The sequence below is a fragment of the Ruegeria sp. SAZD011 genome (genome assembly GCF_059612545.1).
In genome coordinates, this window is sequence record NZ_JBXWQU010000001.1 from 81,134 (window position 1) to 96,103 (window position 14,970).

The window sequence follows — 14,970 nt, forward strand, 5'->3', positions numbered from 1 at the left end:
TTTCTCGATATCGATTAAGAATTTCTATCACGCTGGTATTCGGTGGCAACTTCCAGCGCCAGTTTTGCCGCCGTTTCAATCAGATGACTTCTGGGTTCGCCCAGATACGAGGCGGTAAACCGCAGCGGTGACGGCACCCAGCCTGGATCGAATTCCCGGATGCGCCCGGTGTCGACGAATTCCTGACCCAGGGCACGCGGCAGGACCGCAACGCCCAGATCGGCCTCGACCAGCCGGAAACAGGCGGATAGCGAAGAAGAGGGGAACATCGACACATCCGGGCCAACCCGTTCGAACAGCATCTCCTTGAGTTCGCGATAGGGCCGGGTATTGCGGGCATAGGTCAGGACGGGGCGGGACAGGTACTTGTCTTCGGTCAGGCCGGGTTCGGTATTGGCCGCCGCATACCAGGCCAGATCAAAGCCGGGAAGTTCGATATTGTTGACGAAATACTCGGACACGGGGCCGAGGAGGATGGCCAGATCGATCTCGCGATTGAGAAGCCCGGCCCGCAGGTTCAGCGAGATATCCACGTTGAATTCGATATCCAGCCTTGGGTAAAGCCCGTGCAGCCTTGAAATCAGTTCGGGCAGCCAGCACTGGGCGATGGTTTCGGACACGCCCAACCGCAAACGGCCATCGATCCCTTGCGGGTCGACCACATCGCGTTCCACCAGTTCGGTGAGATGTTCGAACTTCTCTGCATGGGCCAGAAGCAGCTCGCCGCGCTTGGTCAGCCGCATCCCCCCCGAGCGCCGTTCGAAAAGTTCACAGGCAAGCGAATCCTCAAGGTTCTTGATCCGCGCGGTGACGGCGGGCTGGGTCAGGTTGAGCCCTGACGCCGCCCGGCGGACCCCGCCCAGACGCACGACCGCCAGAAATGTCCTGAGTTGCTCGATATTGATTCTGGTCATGATCCATTGGTCGCATGACATCCCCCGGCTTGGACAGACCAAACCACACCGCCGCGGGATCGTGGCCGGGCCGACCGCATCAGGACACTTCGGATCGAGACGGGCAGGGGCCGGATGACTGCTGGAGACACATACAGGGCAACCGTTTTCAACCGGTGCGCGCGCCCCGGCTCATTTTGGGCATTCAGGTCTGAAGGCCTGCGATCGTGTCCTCAAGCCGCAGCAGCCCCGCACCGGTCCTGTTGTGCCAACCCGGTCCCGAAATCTCGCGGGCGCCTGCGCGCAGGGCGGAACGCATCTGCGAGGGAGAGACGGCCGTGTTGTCCCAGCCGCTGCGCAACGCGGCGATGACACCGGCGACGACTGCGGAGGCGCCTGAGGTTCCGCTGCTGCGCAGCGAGGCGTCGCGATCTTCCACGAACCAGCTCGGCGCGCAGAGGTCGGGCTTTTCGACCGGGGCGCCTTCGGGATCGAAAGCCGATGGTCCCGGCCCCTGGGACGAGGCCCCGATCCACGTTCCGTCGCAGCGAACCGCCGCAACAGAGGTCACGTCGATCAGGCCATTGGCGCCGAAAATGCTCTGTCCCGGACCCCGGTCATAGCCGGGTGCGCGCGGGTCAGCGCAGAACTGGCCGTTGTTTCCCGCCGCAAACACAACATCGTGCCGGCGCCCCAGCGAGGCCAGCATGACATTCAGCCAGTGGTTGGGGTTGTTGGTGTATTCCCCCCTGATCCGCTCGGCAAAGCGGTCGACGATGCCCCAGGCGTTGAGGATCACCCAGTTCTCATCCTCGGACAGAAAGAACTGTTCCATGGCGAGGAACGCGAACAACGCCCGCAATGCGAAGTAGTCGACATCGGTGATCCGGGTCGGCAACAGCGGCAGGTCAAAGAATTCGGCCCTCGGCGCCAGGTCGGTGAGAGTGCGCAGCAGCATCGATCCGTGCCGCAGATGCAATGGCAGATAGGGTTCCTCGCCGCTGCCCGGTCTGGTGATCTTGCCGTTTTCGACGATACCGAGACCGCCGCCAAACGTGCCGCCGAGCGCTTCGACATAGGTCTTGCTGAACCCCCGGTCGACAACAAAGACCCTGGTGCCCTGACCGTCCAGTTCATGTGTTCGCAGGGCATCGGCCTGAATCAGGCCGCGCGCGTTTCTGCGGGTTCCGAACCTCGTGCCCATGCCGTGACCGGCGCACCAATGCTGGCCGGGCAGCGCAAGGGTCATCGTGGCCGGTTCCAACTCGACCCCCAGAACCCGCGCCGCATCCGGATCGCCGACTGCCAGTGCCTTGTCCCGGAAATCCTGCAACAGACCGCGCGCCGTGCCGGCGTCGGGCAACAGCAGGGGAATACCATAGCCGGTGCCCGACCCCGGCACGCCGTCGATCTGGGTGCCGTTCCGATCGACGGGAACCCACGGGTTGTTGGTCTGGTCCGTCGGCGGAGTGAATCCGGGCAAGCCGAATGAATTCAACAGGTCAGCCAAATCAAACCCGATCTTGGAAAGGTTGGATTTCAGCCCCTCCTGATTGCGGTCGAACAGAAACATCTTGATTGTCATGGCCACGCCTCCACCGTCCGGACTGACGGCAGCCTGGGCGGGGAAACGGCCTGTCGGCGGCGATCTCCGGCCCGCGAACGGATGGCTGTCCGGTCAACGTCGGCGCATGGATGCGTCCGCGCCTTCTCCGGCTCACAGTTAACTTTTACCGCGAATCGTAACATAATGCACTCATAGGAGAGATTGATTTGAGAAACGGTCTCTTTCAAACGACCGAGATTTCGATAGAGCCGGGCCGAGAAGTGCCGGTTGATTTGGGCGGTGTCGCTCCAAGCGGCTCGGAACCCGGAGCGACCACACTCGGTTCAGGTGGATGCGAGCCGCCCTCCGCTCCGGCACTGCGCTCTGACCTTGCCAAGACGGCCAAGCACCTTGAGCTCTGTGTCGGCTTTGTCGATGTGGTCGGCTTCTCGGCGCTCATGCACAGCGACGAGGAGGGTACGTTCTATCGCTGGACGGATCTGCGTGACGAGGTGGTGCTGCCGCTGATGCAGCAGCATGGTGGCACCCTGGTCAAGTTGACCGGGGATGGCGTCCTGACGACGTTCGCCGATCCGGTCGCAGCAGTACGCTGGGGGCGGGAGTTGCAGATAAGGGCCCGGCAGCGCCGGCAGGGGTTGTCGCTGCGAATTTCGCTGAACCATTGCAAGGTGCTGCGCGACGGGGATGATCTGTTGGGCGATGGGGTGAACATTGCCGCCCGGTTGCAGGAGTTCGCCAGCGCCGGTGGCATCATCCTCACGCAATCCGTTCAGGACACGATTGCGGGGAACAGCGAGTTCGAAACCCGAGAGCTGGGCCAGCTGCCCATGCGCAAGCTGGGTGTGAGTGTCGCCGCCTACGAACTGGTTTCGGATGCGCGGTATTCGGTGCAACCGACCGACGACCATGCAAGCCTGCCCTCTGTTGCGGTCATGCCTTTCAGCAATTCCCGGGTCGACCAAGCGGATGACTATCTTGCCGCCGGCATATCCGAGGGCATCGTGTCCCAGCTGTCGAGGCAAGGGGATCTGACCGTGATTTCAAGGTCGTCCACCCTGGCCTTTGCCCGTCAGGCAATCGAACCGAAGTCGATCGGCAAGGCGCTGAATGCGCGGTACCTGATCACGGGCACGCTGTGGCGGGTCGGAGAGCATATCCGCATCTCTGCCCAGTTGGTGGATACCGAAAACGGCCGGAACCTGACCAGCCTGCAACGGGATTTCGATCAGAGCGACCTGTTTGCGATACAGGACGAGATTGTCGAATCTTCGCTGGTGCACCTGTTGCCAAGCCTTTTGGCCGAGGAACGGCGCCGGACGCTGCGCAAGACGCCCGCGTCCTTTACCGCCTATGACAGTTACCTCAAGGCGCTTGACCTTATCGGCGATCTGGAACGGGACGCGTTCGGGCAGGCACGACGCCATCTCGAAGACGCCATCGCGGCAGATCCCAGCTTTTCCTCGCCTCTGGCCTGGTTAGCCAGATGGTACAGCCTGAACGTCGGGCAAGGGTGGTCCAACGACCCGCGCGCGGATGCGGGCACCGCCATTTCCCTGGCCAAGAAGGCGATAGGACTGGATGCCCGGAACGCGCTTGCGCTTGCCACCTATGGCCATATCCAATCCTACCTGTTCGGAGATTTCGAGACCGCGATAGATTATCTCGACCGCGCGCGCGCGGCCAATCCCAACAGTTCGATCGCTTGGCTGCTATCGAGTGTCACATTGTCGAGCGTGGGACGTAGCGACGAGGCGATCTCGGCGGCTGAACGGGCATTGCGGCTGTCGCCGTTCGATCAGCGCCTGTTCGTCTATTACGTCTTTCTTGGAACCGTGCATTACGATGCCGGGAATTACCTGACCGCGATCAAATGGTTGTCGCGCGGGCTGGCGGAGAACCAGCGCTATACCAGCGGCCTGCGGACGCTGGCGGTGGCCCAGGTCGCAGCGGGACAGCTTCCGGACGCGCGGAAATCGGCCCGGCGCCTGCTGGAACTGGAACCCGGATTTTCCGTGTCCAACTACCGCAGGACGCATCGCCACTACAGCGATCCGGGACTTGTGGATTTGTTTTGTGCGCGCCTCGAACAGGCTGGCGTTCCAGACTGACAGTGCAACGAAGGGGGAACAGCAAGATGCCGATACCGACAGGAAGACTTGGCCCGTTTGATGCGCGCGATGCACGCGATGCGCGCGACGCCCGGGATGCACGCGATGCCAGGGATGCGCGCGGGGCCTCGGGTTATGGTGGTAGTCCGGCCTATCTCGGGCTGGGCATCTCTCCACATACCGAGCATGACGGCGAGGGGACCCCGGCGGTTGAAAACCGCTGGTGGCCGGGAAACCAATGGCCGCCGACCCATCCGGTCGTTACGGATGGCTCCGGCGACCCCGCGCGGCTTCACGCGATATACAAGTTCTACAAATCCGCGTCGTTCAACCACTGGTCGCCGGGCAATCAGGCGATCGCATTCCTTTCCGAATTCGCCGCCCTGGATTCAGAAGGGGCAGGTGGCCCCGACTGGATGAGCCTGTCCTTGCCCGAGCCGGCCCATACCGGAACCAACACAGGCGATGAGACGAATTTCGGGGGCGGAGTGAGCTGGAAGATCGACGACGAGCTGAAAGAACTGGTGGGGCTGATCGAGTATCGGCACGGCGTACTGGATGAGGCCTTGCAGCAACGTGATACGCTGATCGGCTATTTCCAGGGGATTATGCCGTTCACCTATCTGTCGCATCCCAATACGTTCCGCCTGTGCCATCTGGCACTGGCGGTGGCACAGTTTCTTGCCTTTCACTTCAAGATGAAGTTCGGGCGTCCGCGGCCCTCTCAATTGCATCCCGGACTGTTGCCACCGATCGATGTGCCCCAACATGCCGCCTATCCCAGTGCCCATGCCACCGAGGCCTGGCTGATTGCCTATTGTCTTGACGAGGTCATGCTGGACGCCGCGGGAAACAAGATACTGGAAACCCCCCATCAGGGCAGCGTTACGCGCAATGCCCTGCACGACATGGCCACGCGCATCGCGCGAAACCGCGAGGTTCTGGGGGTTCACTACCCCTCGGACAGCGAGGCGGGAAAACGGCTGGCGCTCGCGGCCTTTCCGATAATGAAAGCTTGCGCGACGGTCGGTACCCTGGCCGAGGATGGTCTGCTCAAAAAGGCAAGGCTGGAATGGAATGGAGTGTCGAACGTGGCCAGCTGACACATCCGGTTGGGCGGGGCGATGGTTTCGCACTTTGCCCGCGCACAGCGGCTGTCTCGTAAGGCCGGACTATCCTGCACCGGCTGACGTCTGTCACGTCAGCGACGACGTTGCCGTGTGGCAACGAACCCCTTTGACCCGCGAAGGTTTCGTTTCTTACAGGCTGCAAACGCTTGATGGAGATCAACGCCAACCCTCGTCTCGCTGCCTAGATTCGTCATATCCGGAGCACACAGGGTGGCTATCATGGCGACACGATCGAAGGGTGAACTGTCGGTCGAACAGCTACAGCGAAGATGTGATCCCGCGATCCTTGCGGTGGCGCGCGCCGAAACCACTGGGAACGGTGGGCTCGTGGGGCAGGAGCGTGCGCTGCGCGCCCTCAAGCTGGCCGTCGAAATTCGCCACGCAGATTTCAACCTCTTCGTTCTCGGCCCGCAGGGGACGGGGCGCCATACCACGGTCGAACAAATTCTGCGCACCCATGCAGCAACCCGCGAGACACCGGGCGATTGGGTCTACGTGAACAACTTTGACGCGCCGCACAAGCCGGTTGCGCTCAAGCTTCCCGTCGGTCTTGCCGAACGTCTCAAGACCGAGATGGAGGACATCATCGACGATCTCGCGGGCGACATGCCGGCGCTTTTCGAATCCGAGGAATATCAGGCGCAAAGGCGCGCAATCGAAGAGAGCTTCAGCGAGCGGCACGAGCAGGCGATGGCCGATTTTGCCGAGCGCGCCCGCGCCGAAGACACAACCCTGATCAGGACGCCGATGGGCTTCATGGTCGCTGCAACCAAAGAGGGGAATGTCCTCAAGACCGAGGAATTCCAGAAGCTTTCCGAAGACGAACAGGCCGCGATCGAGGAGAAGGTCGATCGCTTTCAGAACCAGCTGTCCGAGATCCTCAGGGACGCTTCGAAACTGGAGCGTGAACACCGGTCGCGCGTCGAAGAGCTGAATGCCGAGATTGCAGAGCGTGCGGTTTCAAGCCGGATCGACGAGGCTCAAACTGTGTTCGGCGCTGTCGACGGGGTTGCCAGCTATCTGGCGCGTGTCCGGACCGACATGATCGAGAACCCCGAGACCTTTCTTCAGGCGGCGGCCGAGCGGCAGACCGGGCCCTTTCCCGAGGCGGTCGGGAAATCGCATCTCGACCCGATTTTCCTGCGGTATCAGGTCAACGTGATCGTGTCCAACGATCCGGGGCAGGAAACGTCGGCACCCGTGATTGTCGAGGACCTGCCAACCTTGGAAAGGCTGGCGGGGCGGATTGAACATGTTTCCCAGATGGGATCCCTGGTCACCGACTTTTCCCTTATTCGGCCGGGCGCACTGCATCTGGCAAACGGGGGTTACCTGCTGATCGATGCGCAGCGCATTCTCGGAGAACCCTATGCATGGGACGCGCTGAAGCGTTGTCTCAAGAAACGGTCGATCACGATCACCTCGCTTGCGGATCGCATGAGCCTGTTCTCGACAACATCGCTGGAACCGGAACCGATTCCGCTGGATGTCAGGGTCGTTCTTGTCGGGGACCGCATGCTGCACAGCCTTCTTGTCATGCTCGACCCGGAATTCTCGGACCTGTTCAAGGTACAAGCCGATTTCGAAGGTGCGGTGGACCGCAGCGACCAGACAATGATCGGTCTCGCCTCGGTCATTCGCAATTATGTCCGCGAACAGGGCTTGCTTCCGCTGTCCGATACCGGTGCGGCACGTCTGCTGGACGAGGCCACGCGGATCGCCGGCGACGCCAGAAAGCTGACGCTGCAGTTGAGCCCGTTGACCGATCTGCTGCGCGAGGCCGAGCATTATGCCCGTTCCGACGGTCATACCATCGTCGATGAAGCCGATATCGATCGCGCCGTCGACGAGGGTGAGCGGCGCGCATCGCGCGTACAGGAGCGGTTTCAGGAAGCCATGTCCCGGCAGATCATCCTGATCGATACCGATGGCGCCAAGGTGGGCCAGATCAACGGGCTGTCCGTGATTGAGACGGGCGGTCACAGGTTTGGCCGGCCCTCGCGCATCACGGCGCGGGTGCGGATGGGGGCCGGTAAGCTGATCGACATCGAGCGAGAGGTCGAATTGGGCGGCGCCCTGCATTCAAAAGGCGTCATGATCCTGGCAGGGTACCTTACATCGACCTACGCGCTGGACGCTCCTTTTTCGCTGCATGCCAGCCTTGTTTTCGAGCAGAGCTATGGCGGGGTAGATGGCGACAGTGCCTCTTGTGCCGAACTCATTGCGCTGCTTTCGGCACTCTCGGGCCGACCGGTCCGGCAGGATTTCGCAATGACCGGTTCGGTCAATCAACTGGGCGAGGTTCAGGCGATCGGTGGCGTCAATGAAAAGATCGAAGGCTTCTTCGATCTGTGCGATGCGCGTGGTCTGACCGGCGGGCAGGGCGTGGTCATCCCGGCCTCGAATGTCGAACATCTCATGTTGCGTGACCGGGTCGTCGCGGCGGTCGCACAGGGGCGCTTTCGTATCATTCCAATCCAGTCGGTCGACGAGGGGCTGGAAATCATGACCGGCTGCACCGCAGGCGCCAGAGCGGAAACGGGCGCGTTCCCGGAGGGAAGCGTCAATGCAGCTGTCGAAGAACGGTTACGCGCCTTTGCCCGGGAACGAAGGGCCTTTGCGTCGCGTGGCGAGCCGACAGGAGAGGGTGGCCGGTCATGACTGGCAGGATGCGACCCGAGCCAAATCTGGTTGTTGCGGGCATGAGCTTTGCCGATGTCAAGGCCACGATGTCCTATGCGCGCGTCTTGCTCGAAACACTCTCGGCGGCCCCGAGGGGGCTGCTTGTGGATACGCGGATTGCCGGGCTGACAATTGGCGCGGGGCACAGGATCGTTGCCCCCGACGGTACGCTTCGCGACATTCCCAGTGACGAACAATCGCGGCGAACCTTGAAACGAGAGATAAGCTCTGTCGAGACACTGATGGCCGAACTCGCTTCGGGTCGGTCCCGGCACTGGCGTTGCGACCTTGCCGAGGGCGATATCGTGTCCTGCGCATGTGCCGCCGCCCAAGACGAAGATATCCTGCTTTTGTGCCAGCGCCCGATGCTCGGTTTTCATGGCGATGTGCTGCTGATCGGCGCAACCGGTTCACATTCCGCCAAAGTGATGGCCACGGTACGGGCGCTGGCCGATGCGTCCGCGGCACTCGTGTCCGAGGTCCGGAATGACGAGAAGGCCGCAGAGGTTCTGGAGCGGGTAGATCGCAGCCGTGTCGCGGCGATCGTCGTCGATCTGACAGTGGGGCCGTTCACCAGTGAAGAGGACCTGCGACATCTTTTCTCGGCCGCAAGATGCCCGGTGGTGGTGATCGGGGCAACGCGTATCAAGCGCCCCTCTGCCGAAACCGATGCGCCCCGCGTCTGAGGTCAGTTTCTCTTGATACGCTTGCGCAGGCAGTCGAGAGCTACATGCCCAAAAGCACCCTTGCCGCGCGTCCCAATACCATCGGATCGAGATCGGTGCGTGAAACGGGTGGGGGCGCGTCGACCAGTCCCGTCAGTTGCGCAACGGCGGTCCGGGCCGAGCGCACGGAATACTCCACCGTAAAGACGCAGTCGCGGGGCAATTCGCAATATTGCCCGATGATCGCAAAATTGCGCGCACCGGGCGGGCGTACGTCGGGGCGGTCGCCCGGATTGCGCGGCATGAACTGGCTGGTGATAAAGGGCATGCGGCAGGGAATGACACGTGCCGTGTCGAACCATGCCCTCTGCGCCTCGGACAGGCGCAGTTGGCCGGAAAGCTCCTCGATGATTTCCGTTCCGGTGGCCTCCCACATGGGTTTTCTGACAAAGTCTCCGTCCCGTTCACCCCGCAGGCCATAGCCCCAAAACGTATAGGTCCCCTTCTTCTGCTCTCGGAAATGCGGCTGATGAAGCATCACGACAGAAAGCGTCCAGCCCGAACCGGCAAAGGTGACAAGCCCCCCGGTGCCCGTGCGATTGTTGGTGAAATCCTCCATGAACTCGAAGAACTCGGGGCCATCCATCGTGACCGTGAAAGATGTCCATGTGGTCTGGTCGGGTTGACCCAGAAACACGTCGGGGTTCCCGAAACCCTCGTGTTCATTCGCCAGCTTGCGCCACAGGTTCCAGCTTGGCCCCGGACCGTTGCCGCCGCTCGGCGCGCGGTCGTTGGACCCCAGGGCCGAGCCCTCTGTCATCGAACCAAGTGTCAGGTAGGCATACATGTCCGACCGCAGCGGCACCGTCCTGCCATCGCTGAGCAAGAGGGCGCTCGCGCGGCGATCCAGCTTGGTGCCGCTGATCAGGACGTCGGAAACATGCGCCTTGGTTTCGATCCGTACGCCGCGGGCCGTCAGCCATGCCAGGATCGGAGCGATGATTGAATCATACTGGTTGTGGCGTGTCCGCAAGATCCCGGCGATCCGGGTAAAGCCGGGAAACAGATGGATGAAACGTCGCAGATACCTCTGCATTTCGGTCAGCGAATGCCACGGCTGGAACGAGAACATCGTCGACCACATCAGCCAGAAATTGCTGTCGAAGAAACCGGGTTGAAACCAGTCCTGGATGGTTTTGCCGCCCAGACCGCGTTCGCTGTGCAAGAACAGCCTGTTGATGTCTACAATGTCACGTGCGGTCAGCGTCAGTTCGTACCTGTCCTCGGCCGGCCTGCCATCACGCACCAGCCTGCAATTGGACGATCCCGGAACCATGCGGTTGAACGCAAGAAGATCCTCCTTGAGCGAGGTTGCCGGATCGTCGGCAAGAGGAATGCTGTCGAGAAGATCCAGCGTGCAGACGAACTGGTCTTCGAACATGCGACCGCCTCGAACCAGGTAACCGGTTTCGGCACTCCCCGATCCGTCAAGCGCCCCGCCCGCTGTCTCCAGCACTTCGTAGATATGGATGTCGTGACCGGCAACGCCCGCGTCGCGGCACAGATACACCGCCGTCGCCAGCCCCGCGATGCCGGCCCCTACGATATGATGTGTTTGCGCGTGCGTCGCCGTTGGCATGGCGTGACCTTTCACCAGATTGTATCTCAATTCTAGCATCTATAGATCATGGTGCCGACAGGCGTCTGGAACCCGGTCGAAAAATGTTTTGTTGGAGGCGGGTGTTCAACTGCCTCCGGATCGCGAAAGCCCATGTCACGCACCCGTGTAGAAAGCGAGAAACGATCACAGGTCCACGCAGACGGGAGCGCGGCGGCGCTCGCTCTTCTTGGCGTCGACCCGGAAATCGGCCTGTCGTCGGACGAGGCCGCCTTGCGCCGGCAAACCTATGGTGACAACCGTCTGGACAGGGTGAAGCGTCGCTCGGCCCTGGCACTCTTGCTCGATCAGTTCCGCAGCGTGATCGTCTGGTTGCTCAGTGCTGCCGCGCTGTTGTCGGTGGCGGTGGGGGACCATCCCGAAGCGGTTGCGATCATCCTCGTTCTGGCGATCAACACCGCCATCGGCTTCTTCACCAGTTGGAAAGCCCTGCGCTCGATGGAGGCGCTGTTCAGTCTCACCGCGGCAACGGCACGGGTCCGGCGCGACGGTCATTCGGTCATGCTGCCGGTGCATGAGATCACGCCGGGCGACATCGTTGTCGTCGAGGCGGGGGATGTGGTGCCTGCCGACCTGCGGTTGATCCAGGTCGACACGCTGCAATGCAACGAATCCGCGCTCACCGGTGAATCGGCCCCCGTTTCGAAAACCGTCGCGCCGCTTGCGCTCGACGTCCTCGTGGCGGATCGAACCAACATGGCCTTCAAGGGCACGGCGGTGACGCGGGGCGATGGGATCGGCGTGGTCGCGACGATCGGTTCCGAAACGGAACTGGGTCGGATATCGACACTGGTTCAAACCGCCGAGGCTACCGCGCATCCGCTGGAAAAGCGCCTCGACAGGTTGGGTCGCACCCTGGTCCTGATCACCATCGCCCTATCCACCCTGATTGGCACAATCGGGTTTGTACGAGGTCTGGCGCTGGTAGACATGATCGAAACCGCGATAGCGCTGGCCGTTGCGGCAGTGCCCGAGGGGTTGCCGGTCGTCGCCACGCTCGCGCTTGCCCGAGGCATGTTGCGGATGGCGCGGCGGAACACGTTGATCGAACGGCTTTCGGCGGTGGAAACCCTGGGCGCGACGACGTTGATCCTGACGGACAAGACCGGAACACTGACCGAGAACCGCATGACCGTCGCCGGGTTCCTGCTGGACGGGCGCGATTTGGCGGCCGCTGATCTGTTGAATGCGCAGGCGGCCGTGACCGAGTCCGATCTGCGTCTCGCGTTGGAAATCGGCGTGTTGTGCAATACTGCCGAGATCGGTCAGGCGGGCGCGCAACACGGGGTCGGTGACCCGATGGAAGTCGCCCTGCTGCATTTTGCCGAACTGCTTGGCGTGCGTCCCGATCTCGACGCGGAGGACAGGCCCGAGATCGCCAAACATCCCTATGATCCCGAATTCAAGATGATGGCGACGCTGCATTCCGCAGGCGGCGATGTGTTTACCGCGGTCAAGGGGGCGCCCGAAGCGGTGATTGACGCCTCTGATCGTGTTTTGACGACAGCGGGTATCCGTGATCTGTCCGAGGTCGCGCGGCAGGACTGGCTGCAACGTGTCGAGGATGCGGCAGGTGACGGCTATCGCCTGATCGGGTTGGCCTACAAACAAGGCGATCCAGAGGATGCCGCCCTCTATCAGTCTCTGATCCTTGTCGGCTTCGTCACGCTTCTTGATCCGCTCCGACAGGATGTGCCCGCCGCCATTGCCGAGTGCCGGGGCGCCGGAGTGCGCGTTGTCATGATGACCGGTGACCATATCGCGACCGCCAGGGAGATCGCGTTCCAGGCCGGTCTCGGAGAGGATGGCCGCATCGTTGCGTTGTCCGAAACCTCGCTTGAAGGGTTGAAAACGAGGGGCAACGATGCCGAGATGCGGGATCAACTGGAACAGGTTGATGTTTTCGCCCGCGTTGCTCCGGAAACGAAGCTGAAGCTGGTCGCCCACTACCAGGACGCCGGTCATATCGTTGCGATGACCGGTGACGGTGTGAACGATGCGCCCGCTCTGAAGAAATCCGATATCGGTATCGCCATGGGTCAGCGCGGCACGCAGGTCGCGCGCGATGCGGCGGATGTCATTCTCAAGGATGATGCTTTCTCATCGATCGTTGCGGCGATGTGGCAGGGGCGTGTCATCTTTGGCAATATCCGTCGCTTTGTCATCTACCTCATGTCCTGCAATTTCAGTGAGATACTGATCGTCGGGCTGGCCATTGCCGCGGGGCTGCCCGCGCCGCTGCTGCCACTTCAGATCCTGTTCCTGAACATCGTGACGGATGTCTTTCCCGCCTTTGCACTGGGTCTGGGCGAGGGGGATCGCAGCGTCATGAAACGCCCGCCGCGCAACCCGAAAGAGCCGATCGTCGGAATGCTGCAATGGGTCGATATCGTCGTCTTCGGCCTTGCCATCACCATTGCCACGCTGGGGGCGTTCTGGATTGCGCTGGCCCGGCTGGATATGGATGCTCGTGATGCCGTGTCCGTCGCGTTCCTGACCCTTGCTCTTGCGCAGCTGTGGCACGTGTTCAACATGCGTGACCGGGGCGAACGTGGCTTGGTCAACAGCATCACCAGAAACCCTTGGGTCTATGCCGCGCTGGCGTTCTGCATGGGGTTGCTGGTGGCCGCGTTCCAGATCCCGGCCGTTTCAGAGGCGTTGCAACTGACGCCGCTGGGCTGGCGGCAAATGGCGCTGGCGGTCGGTGCAAGCCTGTTTGCCGTTGTGGTCGGGGGCGTGTGGTTGCGCGCAGGCCGAAGCACCACGCCAGCGGATTGACGACGCGCTGGCTGCAGCGCCCGTTACTCCGGCTCGCGCAGCCGTCTGGCAAGATATCCGCTGGCTTTCCGTGGCGTTTCAATCTCCTTGTAGTCGGACTCGGGGATCGAAACGCCGAGACGCGCATGCAGCGCCGTCACGAGATTGAGGATATCCATGGAATCCAGGTCCAGATCATCCTGAAGATGGTCTGTGTCCCTTACCGTTGCCGGGTCTATGTCGGGCGCGACCCGGTTGAGTTCCTCCAGAAAGATCGCCTTCGTTTCGGTTTCGTTCATAGCTCCTCCGGTCTGGCAAGGCAGTCTTGGATGGCGACGAGAAACCGGGACGCCTGCCGTCCGTCGCAAACACGGTGGTCGGCGGACAGAACAAGGGTCGTGACCTGGCGCGGTTCCACCCCGGCCCCGGTTACCCATGGTCGTATCTGTGGCGCGCCCACGGCAAGGATTGCGACCTGCGGGGGAAAGATCACTCCGGTCATGCCCTCTGCGCCATCCTCGCCCAGGCTCGACACGGTCAGGGTGCCGCGTGTCAACTCGGAACCGCGCAAGCGTCCGGAACGCGCCCGCGTGACCATGTCGCGCAACCCGGCCATGACATCCGACAAGCTCATCTTGTCGACATCGGCCAGCGCAGGGGCCACCAACCCGCCACCGCGCAGGGAAATGACCATGCCGATGTTCACCGTTTCCGAGGGGACAAAACGACCCTCTGTGAAATGACCGTTGAAAGCCGCGACCTGCCGGGCCGCCAAGGCCGCCGCCTTGACAAAGACGGCTCCCAGCAAAATTCGTTCGGCTGGCGGTCGCTCGGCGTTTTGCTGCGCGAGCCAGTCCGAAACCGGTTGGGTTTCGACCGTGTGCGAGACGTAGAAATGCGGTATCTCGCGCTTGGACCGGCTCATCGCGGCGGCGACGGCCTGGCGCATGTCCGACAGGCCCTCTCCGGCTGGCCGGCTGGTGGGCGTGGCCTGTCCCATTTGCGCCTCGACATCAGCCAGAACAATTGCGCCTTGGGGGCCCGAGCCCTTGACCTGGACGAGGTCGATCCCGGCCTCTTGCGCGGCGTGGCGGGCCGCCGGGCTTGCACCGGCGGCGGACGCTGGTGGCTCTTGCCGGGGCTGCGCGGGCTTTTCCGAGGGCGCTTCGGCTTCTGCTGGCGGGGCAGGGGCGCTCCGCTCCTTCGGCGCCGGTCGTGTTTCCTCTTCCGGCGGCTTTGGCTCCGCACCGGTTTCTTCGCCGTCGCCGATCCGGGCCATGGGGGCACCAACCGGCAGGGTCTGCCCGATCTCCGCCAAGAGTTCCGTGACCGTACCTGCCTCGAAAACCTCGATCTCGATCGCGCCCTTCTGGGTCTCGACCACGGCGACCACATCACCGCGCGCGACCGTGTCACCGGGGTTCACCAGCCATTCGACCAGTGTCCCGGCCTCCATGTCCGCCCCCAGCGATGGCATTCGGAAAACACCC

General features: G+C 62.3%; 10 protein-coding genes. 5 read left to right on the forward strand and 5 right to left on the reverse strand.

Annotated elements, in window-relative coordinates; genetic code table 11:
* Positions 1–14: 14 nt before the first annotated feature.
* Together AC2FLM_RS00420 and AC2FLM_RS00425 are read right to left on the reverse strand one after the other, a co-directional pair.
* Entirely contained in the window at positions 15–914 is a 900-nt protein-coding gene (locus AC2FLM_RS00420) for a LysR family transcriptional regulator (RefSeq protein WP_234167104.1), read from the reverse strand.
* Positions 915–1,098: 184 nt separating this feature from the next.
* The gene (locus tag AC2FLM_RS00425; protein ID WP_496854679.1) at positions 1,099–2,478 is read right to left on the reverse strand and encodes a S8 family serine peptidase; all 1,380 of its coding nucleotides are present in this window, start codon (positions 2,476–2,478) and stop codon (positions 1,099–1,101) included.
* A 242-nt stretch (positions 2,479–2,720) separates the two neighbouring features.
* On the opposite strand from AC2FLM_RS00425, the gene AC2FLM_RS00430 reads away from it, so the two are divergent.
* From AC2FLM_RS00430 to AC2FLM_RS00445, 4 genes are all read left to right on the forward strand, one after another.
* Positions 2,721–4,568, forward strand: a complete 1,848-nt coding sequence (locus AC2FLM_RS00430) for an adenylate/guanylate cyclase domain-containing protein (protein ID WP_496854681.1) — start codon at positions 2,721–2,723, stop codon at positions 4,566–4,568.
* A 26-nt stretch (positions 4,569–4,594) separates the two neighbouring features.
* Positions 4,595–5,671 (forward strand): phosphatase PAP2 family protein, encoded by a 1,077-nt coding sequence (locus AC2FLM_RS00435; RefSeq protein ID WP_496854683.1) that lies wholly within the window; start codon positions 4,595–4,597, stop codon positions 5,669–5,671.
* Between the two features lie 246 nt (positions 5,672–5,917).
* Positions 5,918–8,359 (forward strand): Lon protease family protein, encoded by a 2,442-nt coding sequence (locus AC2FLM_RS00440; protein WP_496854685.1) that lies wholly within the window; start codon positions 5,918–5,920, stop codon positions 8,357–8,359.
* A complete protein-coding gene (locus AC2FLM_RS00445; protein WP_496854687.1) occupies positions 8,356–9,066 on the forward strand; it encodes a hypothetical protein in 711 nt (236 codons plus the stop codon). The genes AC2FLM_RS00440 and AC2FLM_RS00445 overlap by 4 nt, the downstream gene beginning before the upstream one ends.
* A 40-nt stretch (positions 9,067–9,106) precedes the next feature.
* Here the strand turns inward: AC2FLM_RS00445 and AC2FLM_RS00450 are convergent, their stop codons facing one another.
* The gene (locus tag AC2FLM_RS00450) at positions 9,107–10,723 is read right to left on the reverse strand and encodes an oleate hydratase (RefSeq protein WP_496854689.1); all 1,617 of its coding nucleotides are present in this window, start codon (positions 10,721–10,723) and stop codon (positions 9,107–9,109) included.
* A 93-nt stretch (positions 10,724–10,816) separates the two neighbouring features.
* Between AC2FLM_RS00450 and AC2FLM_RS00455 the strand changes: the two genes are divergently transcribed.
* A complete protein-coding gene (locus AC2FLM_RS00455) occupies positions 10,817–13,501 on the forward strand; it encodes a cation-translocating P-type ATPase (RefSeq protein WP_496854691.1) in 2,685 nt (894 codons plus the stop codon).
* Between the two features lie 23 nt (positions 13,502–13,524).
* Here the strand turns inward: AC2FLM_RS00455 and AC2FLM_RS00460 are convergent, their stop codons facing one another.
* Together AC2FLM_RS00460 and AC2FLM_RS00465 are read right to left on the reverse strand one after the other, a co-directional pair.
* Entirely contained in the window at positions 13,525–13,779 is a 255-nt protein-coding gene (locus tag AC2FLM_RS00460; protein ID WP_496854693.1) for a phosphopantetheine-binding protein, read from the reverse strand.
* On the reverse strand, positions 13,776–14,957 hold the full coding sequence (locus tag AC2FLM_RS00465) for a dihydrolipoamide acetyltransferase family protein (protein ID WP_496854695.1): 1,182 nt from the start codon (positions 14,955–14,957) through the stop codon (positions 13,776–13,778). Before AC2FLM_RS00465 ends, AC2FLM_RS00460 begins: the two co-directional genes overlap by 4 nt.
* Positions 14,958–14,970 lie beyond the last annotated feature (13 nt).